Below are 21668 nucleotides of genomic sequence, written 5' to 3' on the forward strand. Positions count from 1 at the left end.
TCCCTGCGATTGCTATTCTTCCGGCTGGTTTTCGGTTCGTTCCCCTCGGTCGCGTCGGCAGGGCTTCGCCTACAGTGCCGGTGGCCGGGGGTCAAGTTCGCGCCGTACGAAACCGCAGCTCAGGCACCCAACCGCAGCGCGCGGACTTTACCCCCGGACACCGGTGCTGTACCCATCGGGCTGACGACGCGACCGTGGGGAACGGACCGCACCACCTCACCGGCCGCAGCCGCTGAGACTCACCCAGCCACCCCAGGGAACCGCGCTAGTTTCCCTGAGGTTGCCGAGGCCCGCCGGAGGCCCGGCCCTTCATCACAGCCCTTGACCTTGACCTTGACCTTGCTTGTGGCTCTGGCTCTTGATCTGGCCTGTGCCCTTGCCCTGACTTGCTGGAGTTGAAGAGGCCTGAGTTGCGGCGGGGTTGTGAACGCGCGAACTGGCAGCCAACAAACATGACTCGCCGCCCCGAACCCCGAACCGGCACAACTATGACCGAAGGCCGTAAAAAGCTTTGAAATCCACAGACTAGCCGCAACCCGGCCCGCAAACTCCAGCCCCACAAGAAGATCCGAACCCCGAACCGCCCTCAGGCGCATGCCCACACACCCCCACACCCACACACCCACACACCCACACACCCACACACCCACATCAGACCCGATCAGCACCCGACCCCTCGCGCATGTTGTGCAGCGCAGCATGGCGGACGGGGTCAGTCAGTTCAGGCGGTGCGGCGGCCAAGAGGCCGTCGATCGCCTGCTTCGAGCGCTCCAGACGCGCGATGGACGCTGTCTGCCGATCCTGTTCCCCGGCCAGGTGGGTGAGCATCTCCGTGCAGGTCGGCACCAGGTGGCCGGCGCGGTAGTCGGTGCAGGGCAGCACGATGCGGATGGTCTCGGTGTTCAGGCCTGCCGCGAGCAGCGCGCGGATGGTTTCGACGCGGGGCACGTCGGAGTCCTGAAAGGTGCGGTGGCCGGCGTCGGTGCGACCGGGGGTGAGTAGTCCGCGTTCCTCGTAGTAGCGCAGGAGGCGCTGCGGGACCCCGGTGCGGTCCGCGAATTCCCCGATCTGCATATGCCTGTGCCCTCCGTCACATCGGCTTGCCCTTCACATGGATGTCAGGCCCTACCGTCGTGCCACTCAACACGAGGTGAGATGAGGAGATTCCCATGGCAGGAGCAGTCGTTGTCGGTGCCGGGCCAGGTCTCGGGATCGCGGTGGCGCGCCGGTTCGCGCGTGCGGAGGTGCCGGTCGCGCTGATCGCGCGCAGTGCCCGGGTCGTGGAGCTGGCCGGCTCGCTGGAGCGCGAGGGTCTCAAGGCCCTGCCGTTGCGGGCCGACAGCACCGACGTGTCGTCCTTGCGGGCGGCCCTTGACGCCGCGGTGGCCGCGCACGGCGTGCCCGAAGTGCTCGTCTACAACGCGGCGATCATCCAACAGGACCGGCCCGGCGAACTGGACGCGGAACGGCATCAGCAGGCCTGGTCGGTGAATGTGCTCGGCGCTCTGCAGAGCGCGGCTCACATCGCGCCGGCGATGGCACGGCGGGGCCACGGCACGATTCTGCTGACCGGCGGCATGCCACGGCCCGACGCCCGGTACGCCAGCCTGTCGCTGGGCAAGGCGGGGATACGCGCCCTGACTCACCTGCTCGACGAGGAATACGGCCCGGCGGGCGTCCATGTCGCGACCGTCACCGTCGACTGCCACATGGTCGCCGGCACGGATTCCGATCCCGATCTGGTCGCCGAGCACTACTGGACCCTGCATCGCCAGGCACGCGGGGCGTGGCAACGTGAGATCGTGCACGTCGGCTCGACGCCAGTGTGACGTCAGCGAGGCCGGATGAGACAGTGGGCCCGAAATGCGCATTGGGCAGCGAAGGGTTAGGTTCGGCGAGCAGGAGCGCCAACCCGCCAATCCTGGAGAGCGGTCGATGAGCACCTTTACCCTCACCGCCAAGGGCCCCTTCTCACTGGCCCCGAGCCTTGCCTTCCTCGAAGGCTTCACCCCGGCTTCCTACCAGCCCGGGTCCGACCCGGCGCTCAAGTTGGCGTTCCCGATCGAAGGGAGTTGGCAGACCGTCGGAGTCCGAGTGCGGGAACACGCCGGCGGAGTTCGGGGCGAGGTTCTCAGCCCACAGCCATCAGAGAAGAAGCTGACCGAAGCGGTCCGCGCGCAAGTGGCCCGAATTCTGTCGCTGGACGTCGACGGCTCCGGGTTCCCCGACGTGGGCCGGCGCGACAAGGTCGTCGCGGGACTTCAGCAGCGTTATCCCGGTCTGCGCCCGGTCTGCTTCTACTCGCCGTACGAGGCCGCGGCGTGGGCGATCATCGGGCACCGCATCCGGATCCGGCAGGCCGCTGCGATCAAGACACGCATGGCAGAGCAACTCGGCGAACCAGTCTCCTTCGGCGACGACACCGTGCACGCCTTCCCGGCCCCACAGCGCCTGGCCGAGCTCCAAGCGTTCCCCGGCCTGTCCGGCCGCAAGCCCGAATGGCTGCGCGCTCTTGCTCACGGTGCGCTCGAAGGTCGGCTCGACGCCGCCAGACTGCGCGCGCTCCCGGCCGAGCAGGCCCTGGCCACGCTGAAGGAACTGCCGGGGATCGGGGACTTCTCCGCCGAACTGGTCTTGCTGCGGGGCGCGGGCGACCCGGACCGCGTCCCGCACCACGAGCCCAGACTCGCCCGCGCCGTGGCCGTCGCCTACGGCCTGCCCGCTACGCCTTCAGACGACGAACTGGAGCAGCTCAGTGAGAACTGGCGGCCGTATCGCACCTGGGTCTGCCTGCTCCTGCGCGCGCATCTTGAGGACGTGACCGGCGAGATCAGCGGTACCGGGCCCCACGCCGGCCGATAGCCGAGCGACTGGCGCGCCCCAGCCTGGCCGGCAAGTGAGGGACCTGATGTCCTCGGATGTATTGACGGAGCTCGGACCACCTCCTACGCTCCCACCACGCGAGGCTGCATGGTGAAAGTTCGAGATCTCGTCGAAACATTCGATGTATCGCTGACGCGTCTGGAGACGGCGGATGCCCGAGTTCCACAACCCCTCACGTCGATCGCTTCTCCGCGGCGCCGCGGCCGTGGGGACCGTGCTGGCAGCGCCGGGGCTGTCCACGGGTGCGGCACGCGCGAGCGCGCGCGGCGCGTCGGCCGCGACCAGGCCGATACCTACCGGTCAGGCCACGACGATCTGGTACACGGCACCCGGCAGCGCCTCCTCGATGATGGCCACGGCCCTGCCGGTGGGCAACGGCCGTCTCGGTGCGCTGTTCACCGGCGATCCGGGCAGCGAGTTGTACAACGTCACCGACGCGACGTGCTGGGCCGGCGGGCCGAACGCCGATCCGGGGTCGAACGGATTCCCCTACGACACCTCGGGCTTCGGCACGCAGCAGATGCTGGCCCAGGCCACCTTGAACATCCCGGCCCACAGTATGTCGGCGGTCGGCGGCTACGTGCGGCAGCTGGACCTGAGCAACGGCTACGCCTCGACGACCTACACCTTCGACGGCGTGACCTACCGCCGCGACGTGTGGGCCAGCCACCCCGACGACGTCGTCGTCATCCACCTCAGCCAGTCCGGCGGCGGCTCCTACACCGGCAGCCTGACGCTGACCGGTACCCGCTCGGAATCGACGTCCTCGAACTCCTCGGCAGGCACGGTTTCCTTCACCGGGGCGCTGGCCAACGGGCTGCTGTACGCCGCGCAAGTCCAGGCATCCGCGTCCAGCGGCTCGGTCGGCGCCTCGGGCTCGGGCTCGGCGGTGACGTTCACCGGCTGCTCGGACGTGCTGCTGGTGATCAGCGGCGGAACGAACTACTCGCCGACCACCTCAGGGTTCATGGACCCCGGCATCGTCCCGGCGACCGTGGCAGCCGACCAGGCATCGCGCGCCACCGGACTCGGCACGGCCGCGCTGTTCTCCCACCACCTGGCCGACTACCAGGCGCTGTCGCAGGCGATGACGATCAACCTGGGCACCTCGACCGCCGCCCAGCGCGCGCTGCCCACCGACCAGCGCCTGGCCGCGGCCCACAGTTCCGGGGCCGACCCGGAGCTGCACGCGGCGTTCGTCCAGTTCGGCCGCTACCTGATGATCAGCGGCTCCCGGACCGGGCTGCCGATCAACCTGCAGGGGCCGTGGCAGGATACGAACTCCCCGGCCTGGATGAGCGACTACCACACCGATATCAATATCCAGATGAACTACTGGCTGCCCGACCGCACCGGACTGCCGTCCTGCTTCGCGCCGTTCGCGGACTACTGCATCAGCCAGCAGCCGTCCTGGGCCCAGCACACCCAGGCACACTTCAACGACGCCAGCAACGGGGCGTATCGCAACTCCTCCGGCCAGATCGCCGGCTGGACGGTGGCCATCTCCACGAATCCGTTCGGCGGTCTGGGCTGGGACTGGAGCCCACCAGGCGGTGCCTGGCTGTGCAACGAGCTGTTCGACCACTACCTGTACACCCAGGACACGAGCTACCTCGCCTCGATCTACCCGCTGCTGATGAGTGCCTGTCAGTTCTGGCAGGCCCGGCTGATCACCACCACCGACGCGGACGGCAACACGGTCCTGGTCGACGACAACGACTGGTCGCCCGAACACGGCCCTTCCAACCAGATCGGCATCACCTTCGCCCAGGAACTCATCTGGCAGCTGTTCGCCAACTACCGGCAGGCCGCATCCGTCCTGGGCCGGGACTCCGGCTTCGCCGCGACCGTCGCCGGGCTCCAGAGCAAGCTCTACCTCCCGCAGGTCAGCACCGTCACCGGCTGGCTGGAGGAGTGGATGACACCCGACAACCTCGACACCGGTGACATCCAGCACCGGCACCTGTCACCGCTGATCGGACTGTTCCCGGGCGATCGCATCACCGCCGACCAGTCCCCGGCCGCGCTGCTGACCGGCGTCACCAACCTGCTGACCGCCCGCGGCATGACCAGCTTCGGCTGGGGCGTCGCCTGGCGCGCGGCGTGCTGGGCCCGGCTGCGGAACGCCGCCAACGCCTACCAGTGCTTCGTCAACGGGCTGACGCCATCGACCAGCGGCTCCACCGGCACGGCCGGGAACCTCCTGGACATCTACAGCGGCGACACCTTCCAGATCGACGCCAACCTGGGCCTGCCCTCAGCGGCGATCGAAATGCTCGTCTACTCCCGACCCGGCCTGCTGCAACTGCTCCCGGCGCTACCGTCGGCCTGGTCGGCGTCCGGCGCCGTCACCGGCATCGGGGTGCGCGGCGGGTTCACCGTCGACTTCGTCTGGAGCGGCGGACAAGTCACCTCCGGCACACTGCACAACATCGGCCCGGCCCCGGCGACGATCACCGTCGCCTACGGCGCCTCCAGCCAACAGATCACCTTGGCCGCCGGCGCATCCGCCGCCCTCGCCCCCTCCTCCGGCCCATCCGGCACCTACGTGCTGGTCAACCGCAACAGCGGCAAGGCGATCGACGATCCCGGAGCCTCGGGCACCGCGGGCACGAAGCTGATCCAGTACGCACGCGACGGCGGATCCAACCAGTCCTGGCGGCTCCAGCCGGTCGGCGCGGGGATCTACAACCTGGTCAACGTCTCCTCGGGCCTGCTGATGGACGTCTACGGAGGCGGCACCGCGGACGGCGCACCGATCTGCCAGTACACCTCGACCGGAGCGACCAATCAGCAGTGGCGGATCACCGACGCCGGCGGCGGCTACGTCACGCTGGTCAGCGTCCGCAGCGGCAAAGCCGTCGGCGTCGCCGGATCCTCCACCGCCGACCTGGCGGGCCTGGAGCAGGAGACCATCAGCAGCGGCGCTGCCAACCAGCAGTGGGAGCTGATCAGTATCTGACCACGACTGACCACGACCTCCGTCTGACCACCCGCTCCGCGACGGCGCCGAGAGGCGCGGCCTTGGTGTCGGCCCGGCGGCGGGCTGCTGACCGCCCGGCGCGGGTCCCAGGACCGCGACCGGGTCGGCCCTCACGCCAGGGGCACCACCGCGACCGGGCAGTCGGAGTGCTGCAGCAGCGTCTGGGTCACCGGTCCGATCTGCATTCCGTGCTGCCCCTCACCGTGTCGGCGAGCGCCGGTGACCAGCAGGTCGGCGCGGTATGAGGCCTCGACCAGCAGGCGGCCGGCCGAGCCGGTGGCGACCTGGTGGGAGGACTGGACCTCGGGGTGGCGGCGCCGGAGGGAGTGGATGATCGCGGACAGATGGTCTTCGCGTTCGCTCTGGATGAGCGTGATCTCGTCGGCCAGGCCCGGGTCGTCCTGGCTGTAGGCCAGGATCCAGGGCTCGTCCCAGATGTGGATCACGGTGAGGCGGGCGCCGCGGCGGGAGGCCTCGGTGAAGGCGAAGTCGAGGACTTGTTCGCAGGGTTCGTCGATGTCGACCGCCGCCGTGACGCGGTCGTGGTCGGCGTCGGTCTCGCCGCGGACCACCAGGACCGGGCAGCAGGCGTCGGCCAGGGCGCGCATCGAGGTGGAGCCCACTTGCAGGCCGGTGAATCCGCCCTTGCCACGGCTGCCCATCACCAGCAGATCGGCGCTGTGGGCGGCCTGCGCCACCGTCTTGCCGGCCGAGCCCACGAGGGCGCACGGCCGCACCTGAAGTCCCGGGTAACGCTCGTGGACTCGGTCGACGCCGTGTTGGGCGACGGCCTCGGCGGCCTTGCGCGCGGCGTCCTGCGGGTCGGGCTCCGCCGGCGACGGGACGGTCGGTCCGGAGGGCGCGGGGCGGCCGAAGGCGGTGACGACGTTCAGGTCCGCGCCGCGTATCGCCGCCTCGCGGGCCGCCGCGGCCAGCGCGACGTCGCCGTGCGGGGTCTGGTCGTAGCCGACGACGACGGTGCTCTTCATCGTTCCTCCAGGGCGCTTGAGCGTGCGTGTCGTTCACATCGCCTCCACTGTCGGCGCCAGGACGGCCGCGCCCCAGAGGCCGAAGGCCCGGCTGCCGGGGACCTTCGACCCGGCGGCTACGGGATCAAGGCCTCTGAACTCCGCGTCCTCGCGGCATGACGCTGGAGAAGGACAGGGTTTCTTCTACAGAGCGGCAAGGCCATGAGCACCACCATCGACGTCCAAATCCCACACACCCCACACGCCACCGATCCCGGCCGGGACGCCTTCCGCGATGTCCTGCTCGGCGTCCAGCGCACCCTCGCCGCGAGCTGGGTCGACGACCAGCCGCGGATCGCCGTGGTCGAGCGCGACGGCCTGGCGACCGTCTACGTGAGCACTGCCCGCGCCCTGGATCCGCAGGTCAGGTCGGACATCCGGGGTGCGGTCCGGGCCGCGCTGGCGCAGTACATGTCCCTCGCGCCCTACACGAACGTGGTGTTCCTGCGGCGCAGGGCAGCCTGAATCCCCCGGCTCGCGCAAGAAGGGTCTTTCGGCCCGTCCCCCAGCGGCAACTCGGCATTACTGTCGTTTCAGGACCTCGATGCGGGCCACGGAGGCTGGGCGACATGGACGGCGGCAACGGCGCTGACAACGGCAAGATCAGCGTGTTCCTACTGGACGACCACCAGGTCGTGCGGCGGGGGCTGAAGGACATGCTGGAGGACGAGCCGGATTTCGAAGTCGTCGGCGAGGGCTCCACGGCCGCCGAGGCGCTGGCCCGGGTCCCGGCGCTGCGGCCGCGGGTGGCGGTACTGGACGTGCGGCTGCCGGACGGGGACGGCGTGACCGTGTGCCGCGAGCTGCGCTCGAAGCTGCCGGAGCTGTCCTGCCTGATGCTGACCTCGTTCGCCGACGAGGAGGCACTGTTCGACGCCATCATGGCCGGCGCCTCGGGCTACCTGCTCAAGCAGACCCTCGGCCCGGAACTGGTCACCGCGGTGCGGACGGTGGCCGGCGGCGAATCGCTGCTCGACCCCAGGCTCGCGGCCAAGGTGATGGCCAAACTCCGGGCCGCCGACGAGCGCAGAGACCCGCTGGCCCAGCTGACCGCGCAGGAACACAAGGTGCTGGACCTGATCGGCGAGGGCCTGACCAACCGGCAGATCGCCGAGCGGATGTTCCTGGCCGAGAAGACCGTGAAGAATTACGTCTCCGCGCTGCTGGCCAAACTCGGCCTGACCCGGCGGGTGCAGGCCGCGGTGATGGTCTCCGAGATCAAGTCCGAGCAGGCACGGCACCACTGAGGTAGGGCACCCACCGAGGTACGGCACCGCTGAGGCGCGGCGCCCACCGAGGCACAGCACCGCTGAAGCACGACAGCACTGAGGCGGCGACCGCAGCCCGGTACCTGACACGCCCGCGCCGGGCCCAGCGTGCACCACGACGTCAGTCGTCCAGCGGGACCCGCCACGTCAACACGGTGCCGCCGCCCTCGGCGGGCCCGACCGTGAACTCCCCACCCAACGCCACGGCCCGGTCGGCGAGATTGCCCAAACCGCTGCGGCGTCCGCCGCCCTCCGGCATCCCCACCCCGTTGTCGGCGACCCGCAGCACCAGGAAACCGTCAGCAGTCGCCACATCCACATCAGCCTTCGTGGCCTGCGCATGCCGCCCGACGTTGGACAACGCCTCGCGCACCACCGCCAGAGCGTGCTCGGCCGCCTCGTCCGACACCTCGAAGTCGATCGGCCCGGTGAAGCGGACCGCCGGGGTGAAGCCCAGGACCGTGGCAGAGTCCTGACACACCTGCAGCACCTGCGCCCGCAGGCCGGGGTCCTCGTCCGGCCCGCCGCGCTCGGACAACGCGAAAATGGTCGAGCGGATCACCTTGATGGTGTCGTCGAGCTCTGACACGGCCTTGTTGACGCGGTCCCGCACCGCCTGCTTGTCGGTGATCTTCAGGACCGACTGCAGCGTCATGCCGGTGGCGAACAGCCGCTGGATCGCCAGGTCGTGCAGGTCACGGCCGATCCGGTCGCGGTCGGCGTACAAGGCCAACAGATCCACGTCGGCCCGGCGGTCGGCCAGCTCCAGCGCCACCGCGGCCTGCCCGCCGACCTCCGTCAGCATGTGCATGGCGCCCGCGTCGAAGGGCAGAGCCCCGAACCGTTTGGCGGCGACCAGAACGCCGCGTACCTTGCCGGCCGTGCCCAGCGGCGCGATATAGGCCGGCCCGAGGCCGAGTTCCGTCCACGGCTGCCGGTCATCCCATTGCCCGTCGACGATCGCGCGCCCGACCCCCGCGGCGAACACCGCGCCGACCTCGGAGCCGGCGATCGGCGTGGAGTCGCCCCGGACCCGCTCCCCGCCGGGGCCGGCGGCGACCTGGACCGTCAAGTGATCGGCGGCCGGGTCCGGCAGCGACACCATCACCAACTCCGCGCCGGCCATGTCCCGTACCCGTTCGACCAGCACCGCCAGCACGTTGCGGGCGTCCGCCCCGGAGAGCAGCCCGCGGGTCAGCTCGGCCGTGGCCGTCATCCAGCGCTGGCGGCTCTGCGCGTCGTCGTACAGGCGGGCGTTGTCGATCGCCACGCCGGCCGCGGCGGCCAGGGTGCTCAGCAGGGTCTCGTCGTCGGCGTCGAACCGCGAACCGCCGCGCTTCTCCGTGAGGTACAGGTTGCCGTAGATCTTGTCCCGGACCCGGATCGGAACACCGAGGAAAGTCCGCATCGGCGGATGGTCGTCGGGGAACCCGAACGACGACTCGTGCTCCGCGATCTCCGCCAGCCGCAACGGCACCGGGTGCCGGATCAGCTGCCCGAGCAGCCCCATCCCGGTGGGAAACGGCCCGATCGCGTCGATCTCCCGCTGGGTCAACCCCACCGTGACGAAGCGTTCCAGATGCTCACCGCCGCTGTCGATCACCCCCAGGGCGCCGTACTGCGCGTCCACCAGTTCGGCGGCGGTGCCGATGATGGTGGAGAGCACCTGGTCCAGCTCCAGGCCGCCGGAGACCGCCAGAACGCCCTGCAGCAGCTGCTGCACGCGGTCACGGGTCGCCCGGATCTGGGTCACCCGGGAGATCAGCTCATCGAGCAACTCGTCCATCCGCAGCTGCGGCAACAAAGAGTTGCGAGGCTCGTCCGGCTCCCGATCGGCCATCCCCGGGCCGCCTTTCTACGACGGTAGGCGAACCGATAGCCCGCACCGGCGTCTGCAATGCCCACTCTAGACGATCGTCTAGTGCGCCCGGGTCTGTGAGACAGCGTGAGCGGTGCCCTGGCAAATAGGGCCCAAAGACTCTTCTGCCCCGGTCCCGGCCACGGAGACGATCGAGTCATGACCGTAGAACAGCGTATGGAGCGCTTCTCTGAGGCTGAGTCCCTCGGCCTCGCCGCGACCGTGCCGATAGGCCGGATCGTCTACAGCCGCTACGCGCTGCCGGCGGTCTTCATCGTCAACTTCAAGCTGGACGGCCGCGATCCGGTGTTCCGGACCCGCAAGGGTCCGATGTTCGGCGCCGGGGTCGCCGAGACCGTCGTCGCCTTCGAAGTCGACCGGATCGACGAGCAGGCCCACGACGGCTGGTTCGTGACGTTCCTGGGCCGCGCCAAGCTGATCACCAGCCCGGCCGAACAGGCCCGGCTGGCCGGGCTGGACGTCGACCCGTGGGCACCGGGCGAGCGGGACCACTTCATCAAGATCGTGACGGAGAAGGTCATCGGCCGCCGCATCCCGCACCACCCCGACGACGAAGCAGAGGTCTGACGCGGCCGGTGGCGGAAGCGACCGCTCGGACAGCCGGCTGGTGACGCGCCGGCCCCGAACACCGCCCACCTCGTCCACGGCGAGCCGAAGGCCGCCGAGTTCCCGCATGAACGCATCACCGAACGCCTGCGGTGGACGGCCGTCGTCCCCCGCCCGGGAGAAAAGGTCCTGTTGCCATGACCATCCGTGACCACGCCAGCCACGCCAGCCACGCCAGCCACGCCGACCACGCCGACCACCTCGACTCCGTCAGCCTCGACGCGATCGACCGCTACTGGCGCGCCGCGAACTACCTGGCCGCCGGCCAGATCTACCTGCGGGACAACGCACTGCTGCACCGCACCCTGGAGCCGTCCGACATCAAACCGCGGCTGCTCGGCCACTGGGGCACCAGCCCCGGGCTGAACTTCGTCCACGCGCATCTCAATCGCCTGATCAAGGAGCACGAGCTGGACCTGATCACGGTCCTGGGCCCCGGCCACGGCGGCCCGGCCGCGCTGGCCTGCTCCTGGCTGGACGGCACCTATACCGACCACTACCCCGACGTCACCCGCGACGAGGCCGGGATGAACAAGCTGTTCGCCGCGTTCTCCGCACCCGGCGGCGTCCCCAGCCACATCGCCGCGAACGTCCCCGGCTCCATCCACGAGGGCGGCGAACTCGGCTACAGCCTGGCCCACGCCTTCGGCGCCGCCTTCGACAACCCGGACCTGATCGTGGCCTGCGTCGTCGGCGACGGTGAGGCCGAGACCGGTCCGCTGGCCACCTCGTGGCAGAGCGTCAGGTTCCTGAATCCGGCCCGCGACGGGGCGGTCCTGCCGATCCTGCACCTGAACGGCTACAAGATCGCCAACCCGACCGTCCTGGACCGCATCCCGCGCGAACAACTCGACGGCCTGCTGGCCTCCCAGGGCTGGGACCCCCGCTGGGTTTTCGGCGACGACCCGCACGCCATGCACCACAAGATGGCCGAAGCCATGGACTCGGCGCTGGCCACGATCCGGCGCATCCAGAACGTCAAGCGGAACCCGAAGGCCGCCGACAACGGCGTCCCGCCCTGGCCGGTGATCATCCTGCACACGCCGAAGGGCTGGACCGGTCCGCGGACCGTGGACGGCGTGCAGATCGAGGGCACGTTCCGCTCCCACCAAGTCCCGCTGACCGGCGTCCGGGAGAACCCGCAGCACCGGCACATGCTGGCGGACTGGATGAAGTCCTATCAGCCCGGCGAGCTCTTCGACCACTTCGGCCGGCCCAAGCCCGAGATCCTGGCCTGCGTCCCGGACCGCGACCAGCGCATCGGCGCCAACCGGCACGCCAACGGCGGTGTCCTCACCCGCACCCTGGACCTGCCGCCCATCGACGCGTACGCGGTGCCGGTCGCCAAGCCCGGCGAGACCGAGCACGAACCGACCCGCGTGCTCGGCACCTGGCTGCGCGACATCATCGCCGCCGACGCCCCGCACGGCACGTTCCGCCTGTTCGGTCCCGATGAGACCGCCTCCAACCACCTGGACGACGTCTTCGACGTCACCAACCGGGTCTGGACCCTGCCCACCAAGGCGACGGACGACCACCTGGCCCCGGACGGCCGGGTCATGGAAGTGCTCTCCGAGCACCTGTGCCAGGGCTGGCTGGAGGGCTACCTGCTGACCGGCCGACACGGCCTGTTCTCCTGCTACGAGGCCTTCATCCACATCGTCGACTCGATGCTGAACCAACACGTGAAATGGCTCAAGACCGCGCGGGCACTGCCCTGGCGGGCCCCGGTCCCGTCACTGAACTACCTGCTCACCTCGCACGTGTGGCGCCAGGACCACAACGGCTTCTCGCACCAGGACCCCGGATTCCTGGACCACGTCGCGAACAAGACCGCCGATGTGGTGCGGCTGTACCTGCCGCCGGACGCCAACACCCTGCTGTTCGTCGCAGAGCACTGCCTGAACAGCCGCGACCTGGTCAACGTCATCGTCGCCGGGAAGAACCCGAGCCCGGACTGGCTCAGCCCCGAGGACGCGGCCCTGCACTGCGCGCGCGGGCTGGGCATCTGGGACTGGGCCGGCACCGAGGACGAGTTCGCCAGCGAACCGGATGTGGTGCTGGCGTGCGCCGGCGACGTCCCGACCCTGGAGGTTCTGGCCGCGTCCCAGCTGCTGCGCGAACACCTGCCCGGGTTGCGCATCCGGGTGGTCAATGTCGTGGACCTGATGCGTCTGCAGCCCGAGTCCGAGCACCCGCACGGCCTGCCGGACACCCAGTTCGACGCGATCTTCACCGTCGACCAGCCGGTGATCTTCGCCTTCCACGGCTACCCGTCGCTGGTCCACCGCCTGACCTACCGTCGGCACGGCCACGCGAACCTGCACGTGCGGGGCTACAAGGAGCAGGGCACCACGACGACGCCGTTCGACATGCTGGTCCGCAACGACATGGACCGCTTCAAGCTGGTCTGCGACGTCATCGACCGGGTGCCGGGCCTGGCGCCGAGGGCCGCGGCGGTGCGACAGGCCATGGCCGACGCCCGGACCCGGCACCAGGGCTGGATCGTCGAGCACGGTGAGGACCTGCCGGAGATCCGCGAATGGAAGTGGACGTCATGACCGGGCCCGCGACGACGGCCGACCGGGCCGGCATCGCACGCGAACCCGTACACGCCCTGCTCTCCGACGGCACTACCGTCTCGATCCGGCCCACCGCCGAGGCGGACCTCGACGGCCTGAACGCGATGTTCGCCACGCTGTCCCCGAACAGCCTGCGCATGCGGTTCTTCGCCTCCGGCGCCGCCGCGGGGCGCGACGCGGCACGCAGGTTGTGCGAGCCGCATCCGGACCGCATCGCCCTGGTCGCGGTGGTCCACCACGGCGCGGCCGAGGAGATCGTCGGCGAGGGCGAGGCCTGGCGGCTCGGGCCCGACGCCGACGCCGCCGAGGTCGGTTTCACCGTCGCCGAGAGGCTGCGCGGCCGGGGCATCGGCACCCTGCTCCTGGAGCACCTCGCCGACGCCGCCCGCGCGGCGGGCATCCGGCGGTTCGCCGCCGAGACCCTGTCGGAGAACCTGGCGATGAAACGCGTCATCGCCTCGGCCGGGCTGCACCACAGCGCGACGTTCGAGCACGGCGGCGCCGTCTTCCACGACATCGACCTCACTGAAGACGACGCCTTCCTGGAGGTCGTCGCCGACCGCGAGTTCACCGGCAGCGCGGCATCCCTGACACCGCTGTTCCGGCCACGCGCGGTGGCCGTGGTCGGCGTCGGACGCACCCGGGGAGTCGGCCGCGCGATCCTGGAGCACCTGCTCGCCGCCGAATTCGACCGGCCGCTGTTCGCGGTGAACCCGCACGCGCAGGAGATCGCCGGCGTACCGTGCGCGCGCTCGATCGAGCTGCTGCCGGACCGGATCGACCTGGCGATGCTGGCCCTGCCGCAGGACGGCCTCGTCGAGGCGGCGATCGCGTGTGGCCGCCATGGCATCAGAGCTCTGACCATCGTCACCTCACCGGTGACGGAGCCGGTGCGCACGACGCTGAAGGCGGTCTGCCGCCGCTACGGCATGCGCCTGGTCGGCCCGAACTGCCTGGGTGTCGCGGCGTTCGGACCGGACATCACGATGGACGCCACGTTCGGGCCGCACACCCCGCTGGCCGGTTCGGCCGGGGTGGGTGTGCAGTCCGGCGGCGTGGGCATCGCGATACTGGACCACCTGTCCCGGTTGGGAATCGGCACCGGCTCCTTCGCCTCGCTCGGCGACAAGGCCGACGTCTCCGGCAACGACCTGCTGGCCTGGTGGGCGCGCGATCCCGCGACCGAGTCGGTGCTGCTGCACCTGGAATCCTTCGGCAACCCGCGCAAGTTCGCCCGCTACGCCCGCCGCGTGGCCCGCACCAAACCGGTGCTGATCGTCGCGGCCGGACGCTCCGCCGCCGGATCGCGGGCCGCTGCTTCGCACACCGCGGCCTCGGTCACCCCCGGCGTCACCCGCGACGCGCTCTACCGGCAGGCCGGCGTCATCGCCACGCGCTCGGTCGCCGAGCTGGTGGAGACCGCGGTGCTGTTGGCGACCGGTGCCCGCCCGGCCGGCCACCGGGTCGCGGTGGTCTCCAACGCCGGCGGCACGGGGGTGCTGGGCGCCGACGCCTGCGTCGAGACCGGCCTGGCCGTCCCGGAGTTCAGCGCGGCATTGCGCGAGCGACTCAGCACCCTGCTGGGCCCGGTCGCGGCCTGCGGCAACCCGGTCGACGCCGGAGCCGGAGCCGACGCGGACCTGCTGCGCGAAGCCGTGCAGACCGTGGCCTCCTCCGGCGAGGTGGACGCCGTGCTGCTGTTGCTGGTGCCGACAGCGCTGGCAGAGCTGCCCGCGAGCCTGGCGGCCGACGCCCGGACCGGAACGGTACCGGCGATCGCCGTGCGGGTGGACCAGGCTGCCGCAGTCGAGACCGTGCTGGGATCCGACGGAAGGCCCGCACCGGTCTACGGAGACGCCGAAAACGCGGCCAGGGCGCTGAGTCACGCTTGCGACTACGCGGCCTGGCTGCGCCGGCCTGGCAGTGAGGTGCCGACGCTGTCCGATATCCGCTCGCGGGACGCCGCGCGCCTGATCTCGCTGTTCCTCGCCGCGCATCCTGAAGGCGGATGGCTGCCGCCGGACCGCGCCGCCGATCTGCTGGCCTGCTACGGGATCGGCTGCCCGCGCCTGGTGCTGGCCACCGACGAGCAGACCGCGGTGACCGCGGCCGCTCTGTGGGGCACCCCGGTGGCGATGAAGGCGTACTGGCCCGAACTGGTGCACAAGAGCGACATGGGCGGCGTGCTGCTGGGCCTTTCGGGACCGGAGGACATCCGCGCGGGATGGCGCCGGCTGCACGACAAGTTCGGCGACCGTCTGGCCGGCGTCATCGTGCAGGAGATGGCGCCGGTGGGCGTGGAGTTGCTGGCAGGCGTCGACAACGACGCGGTCTTCGGCCCGCTGGTCGCCTTCGGCATCGGCGGCACCGGCACCGACCTGGCCGCCGACCGCGCCTTCCGGCTGGCACCGCTGACCGGCGCGGACGCCGGGGAACTGGTGCGCTCCACGCGTGCCGCCCGGCTGCTGGCCGGCTATCGCGGCCGACCCGGCGGCGACGTCGCTGTCGTCCGCGAGGTGCTGTCCCGGCTGGCGCTTCTGGCCGCCGAGCAGACCTGCGTGGCCGAGGCCGAGATCAACCCCCTGATCGCCGCCCCGGACGGGGTGACGGCGGCGGACTTCCGGATCCGGGTCGAACCCCGTACCCCGACCGATCCCTACCTGCGCCGCCTGCGCTGAACCTGGCACCGGCGCAGACCACGAGAAACAGAGTCATACCGAACAACTCTTCGACAGGCTCCCCGGACTTACCCGGGTGCCCAGGCTCCTGCGCGCGATGTACACGGGCCAGGACTGGTCCGTACGGCTCCGGAAACGGACCGGCACGGTCGCGGCCACCACCGCCGGGGTTCGCAATGACGGCGAGACGTTCGGCGTCGCTGTCGACTTCTCTACGACCCGGGCTGCCCTGCTGCCGCGGGGGCCGGCGGCGGTGCCGCGGCCTGCGGCGAGGCATCCTGTTTCGCCCGATCCGCGGCCCACGCCGTCACCGCCAGGCCGATCAGGGCGGCGGCCAGGATCGCGGCGCCTTCGCCGGGGCGCAGCAGACCGGCCCGCTGACCGATCGTCACCGCCGCGACCGGCACCCCGAGCTGTGCCCCGGCCAGCACTGCCAGCGGCAGCGGCTGACCGAGCAGCCGAGCCGCCGCGTGGACGACCACGGTCGCCAGCACCAGTGCCCCGGCCAGCGCCATCATCCCGGGATGGTCGATCAGTTCCTTGAGGTCCAGGGAGGCGCCGAGCCACACGAAGAACACCGGCCCCAGGAACCCGTCGGCCACCGCGAACAGCTGCCGTGCCAGCCGCCGCGGCTCGCCCTGCGCCGCCAGGATCAGACCGGCGGTGAACCCGGCGAGCATCACCGAGACCCCGGTCGCCTCGGCGATGCCGGCCAGCCCGAACACGATGATCAGCTGTTCCCGCAGTTCCAGGCCGAAGTTCCGGCGCCGGCTGAGCCGGTGCAGCCACTGTTGGCCGCCCCGCGCCCGCAGCTCGCGCACGATCAGGAACACCGCCAGCCCCGCGCCGCCGACGGCCAGCACGCCCAGGACCGCGCGCCCGGCCCGCGCGGGCTGCTCGGCCAGCGGCAGCAGGACGATGGCCGCGGTGTCCGCGACCGCCACCTGCGCCGTCATCACCAGCACCGGGGACGAGGACAGCCCCGCGTCCTGGACCACCGGCATCACCAGCGCCGCCGAGCTCGAAGCGATCAGCACCGCGTACAGCCAGCCGTGCCCGGTCCCGGCGCCCACGGCCACCCCGAGCCCGGCGGGTACCGCCAGCGCCGAGGTGAGGACCACCAGCCGGACGCCCCGTCCCAACGCCGGCCGCAGCGTGGGCGAGCGGACCGGGATGTGGCTGCCGGCGACCAGCATGATCAGGGCGAACCCCGCCTGGGCCAGGAAGGTCAGCACCGCGGAGGAGGGATCCACCCAGCGCAGCGCCGTCCGCCCGACGAGGACCCCGGCCAGGATCTCCCCCACCGCCACCGGCACGCCCCGGCGCTTCGGCGCGGCCAGGAGCGGGCCGACCAGCCCGACGGCCAGCACCAGCGCGAGAACATCCAGGCTCACCGGCTCCTCCTCCTTCTCCGCTCCGCATCCGGTCGCGATGCCGAGCGGCAGCGGATCATTGAAAGCTACCCGGTCCGCGCTGTCAGGAACTCGAGGCGCTGAACATGGTTTCCCGTGCCCGAGCCGAGCCCGAGCCGTGCCCGAGCCGCCGCCATGACGGACGCCGGCAACCGCCGGGCACGATCACCCGGCTCCCGCGACCGAATCCGGGCCCTTCGGCCCTGCGGCACAGGGGACAAAGGCCGTTCCGCGGGACCCGGCAGCCGAGGCAAGCTGAGAATCAGGACCCGCCCCAGCGGAGCCCGGCCGGTACGCGAGGAGAAGCAATGACACACGTGTGGATCAGCACTTCGGACGGCGATCTCCTGCGCGCCGACCAGGTCCGGCAGATCAACGTCGTCGAGGGCCTGCGCGTCGTGACGACCAGCGGCAGCCAGTTCCTGCTCGCCAAGGTCGAGGGGCGCGAGCCCACCCTGGCCGCCGCCCGCGCGCTGGCGACCGCGATCGCCGACGGGGCCACGTCGTCCCACGCGGCCCAGATCGACGTCGTGCGCGAGGAGGCCGGCTGGAAGGTGCGCCTGACAGCGATCGCGGAACAATCGTGAAGCACGGAACGATCGTGAAGCACGGAACGATCTCCCGCCGGACAACGGCCGCCGCCCACGGTTCGTGACCGGCCCCGGGCAGTCCGCCGGTCACGAACCGTGGGCGGCGAGCGACTTCCCCCACTGGACGGCGCGATCGATCTCGCCGGCCAACAGCTGGTCCTGGCCGTCGACCAGGAAGCTGGCCGGCCGGGCGGCACTGGCGTAGCCACGCTGCCGCAGCCGCTTGGCGATGGCCCGGCTGGTACGGCCGGTGAACAAGACCGGACCGGACCGGCGGGTGTCGAACGCGGCAGCAGCCACCTGATGCTTCACCGCGATGCCTTGCGGCTCGACATGGCTGCCCACGGGCAACGCGTCCAGCACACTCCTGAGGTCAGACTCCTCGGACGCACCAGGCGCCGCTTGGGGCAGGCCGTAAGCGGACGCCGCCGTGCGCGGCTCGGGCTTACGGGTATACAGCGCCGGCAGACCGTGCCCGTGCGTCGGCCCGCCGATGATGAGGAGGTCGACGTCGACGCTCGCGAGAAGGCTCCCCTCGGCGTCCGCGGCCGGGACCAGAGTCGCTTCACCGGCGGTGCGCAGGCCTTCGGCGATCGCTTCGGCGACGGTGTGGGTGTTGCCGAACACGGACTCATAGATGATCAGGGCTCTCATTTCCGATTCCTCAATTCCGGTTCCTCATTTCCGCTTCCCCCTCACACCGGCCGCCCCAGCTGCTCGGTGATCCGGGCGAGCTGGTCCAGACGGCGCTCCAGCTTCGGGTGCGTCGAGAACAGGCCGGCCAGACGACCGCCGCCGACCGGGCTGATGAAGAAGGCGTTGAACGCCTGCACGCTGCGCAGGTCGCGACGCGGGATCCGGGCCGCGGAGTCGGAAAGCTTGACCAGCGCGGAGGCGAGCTGTGAAGGCTGGCCGGTCAAGATGGCGCCGTCCCGGTCCGCGGCCAGCTCGCGATACCGCGACAGGGCCCTGATCAACACGAAGCTGATCGCGTAGACCGCGGTCGAGACCACCATGATCGCCATGATGACCATCGCCGTGTTCTGGTTCCGGCGGCCGAACACCTGGGAGTACAGGGTGAAGCGCATCATCAGCCCGGCCACGACGCCCAGGAAGGAGGCGATGGTGATCACCGCGACGTCCCGGTGTGCGACGTGCGTCAGCTCATGCGCGAGGACGCCCTCCAACTCCTTCTCGTCCAGCAGCCCCAGAATCCCGGTCGTCACACACAACACCGCGTGATCGGCGTTCCGGCCGGTCGCGAACGCGTTGGGCACGTCCAAGTCCGCGACGGCCACCTTCGGCTTCGGCATGTCGGCCAGCGAGCACAGGCGGTCCAGGACCGCGTGCAACTGCGGATACTCCTCAGGCGTGACGATGTGCCCTTTGAGGGCGGCCAGCGCGATCCGGTCGGAATACCAGTACTGCGCGAACAGCAGGGCGCCGAGGATCACCACGATCAACACGACGGACTTGAGCAACACCACCAGCGCCGCGGCGAAGACGAGGTACAACAGTCCCAGAAAAAAGATCGTCACCCCCATCCGCACACTCAGCTGCCGGTCAGGCTTGATACGGCTTTGCACGACGCCTCCTGGTGTCTGGTGCTCCCGCTCTCAGCATGGGCCTCGACCAGTTCCTCAGGGCAGGGCCATACGACCCTGATCCAGAGCGCCTGGACACGCCCGCCGCTTACGGCTCCGGGTACAGCCCATGCGAAGGAAACACCGAGCGCCGAGTCAGCATGACGGCCCGGTCGACGGGATCGGCCGGGTCGTACCCGGCGCTCCAAGGACGCGGGACGGGCCGGTGTCCGTCGGTCATCACCGAGACCACGTCGGTACGGCCCGTCACCTGCCGGGCGAAGGCCAGCCATCCGCTGGGGACCGCCGAGGCCGGCGCGATCGGCTGACCGGCCGCTTCGGCCAGCAGGTGGGTCCAGGCCCGCGGCACGACGTTGACGGTCTCGTAGCCTCCCCCGCCGAACGCGACCCACCGCCCGGACGCGGCCTCGTGAGCCAGCCCGTGCAGCCTCTCGGCCGCCGCACGCTGCCCGTCGACCGTGAGCAGCAGATGGGCCAGCGGGTCCAGGGCATGGGTGTCACAGCCGTGCTGCGTGACCAGCACCTCCGGCTCGAAGGCCCGAAGCAGCGGCGGCACTACCGCATCGAAGGCCCGCAGCCACATCTCGTCCCCGGTCCCCGCCGGCAGCGCGACGTTCACGGCGCTGCCCTGCGCGCCCGCACCACCGGACTCCTCCGGCAGACCGGTGCCCGGAAACAGGGTCCTGGGATGCTCGTGCAGACTGATCGTCAGGACCCTGGGATCGTCCCAGAAGGCGGCCTGGACCCCGTCCCCGTGGTGCACATCGACGTCCACATAGGCGACGCGCTGCGCACCCTGGGCCAACAGCCACGCTATGGCGATCGCCGGGTCGTTGTACACGCAGAACCCCGAGGCCCGGGAACGCATCGCGTGATGGAGGCCGCCGGCGATGTTCACGGCGTGCTCGCTCGCCCCGCTCCACACCTGGCGCGCGGCGGCGACGGAGGCTCCGACGATCCGCGCTGACGCCTCGTGCATGCCGGGGAAGTAGGGGTTGTCCTCGGTCCCGAAGCCGAAACGCACGCGCTCGGCATGCGTCACAGACGCGGAATGCCGGACGGCCCCGACGTACTCGGCGGAGTGCACCAGTTCCAACAAATCGCCGTCGGCAGGCCGGAAGGCGACCACGTCCACGCCGGGCAGGTCCAGGAGACCGAACGACCGGGCCAGCGCCATCGTGAGTTCCACTCGCACCGGCGCCAGCGGATGGTCGTGGCCGAAGTCGTACTCCAGCAGACAGTCATCCCACGGCACACTCAGCGACCCGGTCACGAGATCCTCCCTCCTGGCAATGCTGTATGGAAGAAGTGGACCGCCCCCGCACCCGGCACTGTCTCCGGTCGGGGAGCCGGCGTCCACCGCACAGCGAAACGGCCCGTGCCGCACGGGCCGCAAGATTCCGAGAGCCAGCGAACCTGCAAGGTGGGCTCCCGTCACCGGAATCGTCCAGATCAGGTGGTGGAGGTCGCTGTCCGGCCCCTATCAGCCTTCCAGCCTCTCAGCCCGTCCCGTCACACGATCTCGTCTGGTAACCCCTTCTCAAGATCGCCTTCCGCGTCGGACTCCCTCGCTCGCCCCGCAGGTCCACTCCTTACGTTAGTCCGTGCCCAAGACCCCAACAGGGCCGAAAGACTCTAATCCCAACCTTTCCTTCTACCCTGCCCGCACCCGCCTGGGGCGCCATACCGTGGCCGTATCGAGGGCTCATCGGACGCCCTGCGGCATGAGAGCAGGACCGCGTGCCCAAGCAGGCTGAAGGGCCGACATCATGAACGGATTCTTCGAACCGGTCCCGCGCCCCGAGCCGGGACCGCGACCGAGACCGAGACCGCGCAAACCATCGCGAAGCAGCCAGCCGCACCAACGTCCACCGCGCGCGCCACAGCCGGTGTTGAGCCTGCACCTGGCGTCGGTCGGCAGCAACGTGGCCGCGCGGTTCCTGACCGAGTCGCCGTCGGTGGCGGTGCTCGTGGTGGAGGACCTGTGCTGGCAGGCGGCCACCGAGGACTGGAAGCACCGCCGACCGCACTGGTGGCGGCCCCGGGCGCGCACTGTGTGGAAGGCCGAGGGAGCACTCCTCGAGGCCAAGGCAGACCGCCTGCGGCAGCTGGCCGACGACGTCTTCCAGGAGCTGTGACGACGCCTTCCAGGAGC

Annotated in this window: 17 protein-coding genes; 10 read left to right on the forward strand and 7 right to left on the reverse strand. The window is 70.5% G+C overall.

Features of this window, described 5'->3' with window-relative positions:
* Positions 1-651 precede the first annotated feature (651 nt).
* Positions 652-1074 (reverse strand): MerR family transcriptional regulator, encoded by a 423-nt coding sequence (locus tag KGQ19_RS17070; RefSeq protein ID WP_212010161.1) that lies wholly within the window; start codon positions 1072-1074, stop codon positions 652-654.
* 95 nt (positions 1075-1169) lie between these two features.
* On the opposite strand from KGQ19_RS17070, the gene KGQ19_RS17075 reads away from it, so the two are divergent.
* The 3 genes from KGQ19_RS17075 (at position 1170) to KGQ19_RS17085 (ending at position 5845) form a co-directional block, all read left to right on the forward strand.
* Positions 1170-1829 (forward strand): SDR family NAD(P)-dependent oxidoreductase, encoded by a 660-nt coding sequence (locus tag KGQ19_RS17075; RefSeq protein ID WP_212010162.1) that lies wholly within the window; start codon positions 1170-1172, stop codon positions 1827-1829.
* Between the two features lie 106 nt (positions 1830-1935).
* Positions 1936-2862 carry a DNA-3-methyladenine glycosylase family protein gene (locus KGQ19_RS17080; RefSeq protein WP_212010163.1) on the forward strand — a complete coding sequence of 309 codons (927 nt, stop codon included), beginning with the start codon at positions 1936-1938 and terminating at the stop codon, positions 2860-2862.
* A gap of 172 nt (positions 2863-3034) precedes the next feature.
* Positions 3035-5845 (forward strand): glycosyl hydrolase family 95 catalytic domain-containing protein, encoded by a 2811-nt coding sequence (locus KGQ19_RS17085; protein ID WP_212010164.1) that lies wholly within the window; start codon positions 3035-3037, stop codon positions 5843-5845.
* A 131-nt stretch (positions 5846-5976) separates the two neighbouring features.
* On the opposite strand, the gene KGQ19_RS17090 is transcribed toward KGQ19_RS17085, so the two are convergent.
* The gene (locus KGQ19_RS17090; RefSeq protein ID WP_212010165.1) at positions 5977-6855 is read right to left on the reverse strand and encodes a universal stress protein; all 879 of its coding nucleotides are present in this window, start codon (positions 6853-6855) and stop codon (positions 5977-5979) included.
* Between the two features lie 201 nt (positions 6856-7056).
* Here KGQ19_RS17090 and KGQ19_RS17095 point away from each other — a divergent pair, with 201 nt between their 5' ends.
* Positions 7057-7359, forward strand: a complete 303-nt coding sequence (locus tag KGQ19_RS17095) for a hypothetical protein (protein WP_212010166.1) — start codon at positions 7057-7059, stop codon at positions 7357-7359.
* 104 nt (positions 7360-7463) lie between these two features.
* The gene (locus tag KGQ19_RS17100; RefSeq protein ID WP_212010167.1) at positions 7464-8141 is read left to right on the forward strand and encodes a response regulator; all 678 of its coding nucleotides are present in this window, start codon (positions 7464-7466) and stop codon (positions 8139-8141) included.
* A 142-nt stretch (positions 8142-8283) separates the two neighbouring features.
* Here KGQ19_RS17100 and KGQ19_RS17105 read toward each other — a convergent pair whose 3' ends face one another.
* Positions 8284-10002: a sensor histidine kinase gene (locus KGQ19_RS17105; protein ID WP_212010168.1), complete on the reverse strand. Its 1719-nt coding sequence runs from the start codon at positions 10000-10002 to the stop codon at positions 8284-8286.
* Positions 10003-10179: 177 nt separating this feature from the next.
* Here KGQ19_RS17105 and KGQ19_RS17110 point away from each other — a divergent pair, with 177 nt between their 5' ends.
* The 3 genes from KGQ19_RS17110 to KGQ19_RS17120 all read left to right on the forward strand — a co-directional run bounded on the left by KGQ19_RS17110 (position 10180) and on the right by KGQ19_RS17120 (position 15907).
* Positions 10180-10608, forward strand: a complete 429-nt coding sequence (locus tag KGQ19_RS17110; RefSeq protein WP_212010169.1) for a pyridoxamine 5'-phosphate oxidase family protein — start codon at positions 10180-10182, stop codon at positions 10606-10608.
* Between the two features lie 176 nt (positions 10609-10784).
* On the forward strand, positions 10785-13208 hold the full coding sequence (locus KGQ19_RS17115; RefSeq protein WP_212010170.1) for a phosphoketolase family protein: 2424 nt from the start codon (positions 10785-10787) through the stop codon (positions 13206-13208).
* Complete coding sequence (locus tag KGQ19_RS17120; RefSeq protein WP_212010171.1) at positions 13190-15907, forward strand: bifunctional acetate--CoA ligase family protein/GNAT family N-acetyltransferase; 2718 nt, start codon at positions 13190-13192, stop codon at positions 15905-15907. Before KGQ19_RS17115 ends, KGQ19_RS17120 begins: the two co-directional genes overlap by 19 nt.
* Before the next feature lie 212 nt (positions 15908-16119).
* On the opposite strand, the gene KGQ19_RS17125 is transcribed toward KGQ19_RS17120, so the two are convergent.
* Entirely contained in the window at positions 16120-17301 is a 1182-nt protein-coding gene (locus KGQ19_RS17125; RefSeq protein ID WP_212010172.1) for a cation:proton antiporter, read from the reverse strand.
* A gap of 326 nt (positions 17302-17627) precedes the next feature.
* On the opposite strand from KGQ19_RS17125, the gene KGQ19_RS17130 reads away from it, so the two are divergent.
* Positions 17628-17906 (forward strand): hypothetical protein, encoded by a 279-nt coding sequence (locus tag KGQ19_RS17130; RefSeq protein ID WP_212010173.1) that lies wholly within the window; start codon positions 17628-17630, stop codon positions 17904-17906.
* A gap of 90 nt (positions 17907-17996) precedes the next feature.
* Here the strand turns inward: KGQ19_RS17130 and KGQ19_RS17135 are convergent, their stop codons facing one another.
* The 3 genes from KGQ19_RS17135 to KGQ19_RS17145 form a co-directional block, all read right to left on the reverse strand.
* A complete protein-coding gene (locus KGQ19_RS17135; RefSeq protein WP_212010174.1) occupies positions 17997-18563 on the reverse strand; it encodes a flavodoxin family protein in 567 nt (188 codons plus the stop codon).
* 41 nt (positions 18564-18604) lie between these two features.
* Entirely contained in the window at positions 18605-19495 is an 891-nt protein-coding gene (gene htpX / locus KGQ19_RS17140) for a zinc metalloprotease HtpX (RefSeq protein WP_212010175.1), read from the reverse strand.
* A gap of 106 nt (positions 19496-19601) precedes the next feature.
* Positions 19602-20768, reverse strand: a complete 1167-nt coding sequence (locus tag KGQ19_RS17145) for an acetoin utilization protein AcuC (protein ID WP_438801868.1) — start codon at positions 20766-20768, stop codon at positions 19602-19604.
* Positions 20769-21405: 637 nt separating this feature from the next.
* On the opposite strand from KGQ19_RS17145, the gene KGQ19_RS17150 reads away from it, so the two are divergent.
* Positions 21406-21651 (forward strand): hypothetical protein, encoded by a 246-nt coding sequence (locus tag KGQ19_RS17150; protein ID WP_212010177.1) that lies wholly within the window; start codon positions 21406-21408, stop codon positions 21649-21651.
* The last annotated feature ends 17 nt before the right edge of the window (positions 21652-21668 follow it).

The sequence above is a fragment of the Catenulispora pinistramenti genome, from assembly GCF_018274385.1.
GTDB classification, from domain to species: domain Bacteria; phylum Actinomycetota; class Actinomycetes; order Streptomycetales; family Catenulisporaceae; genus Catenulispora; species Catenulispora pinistramenti.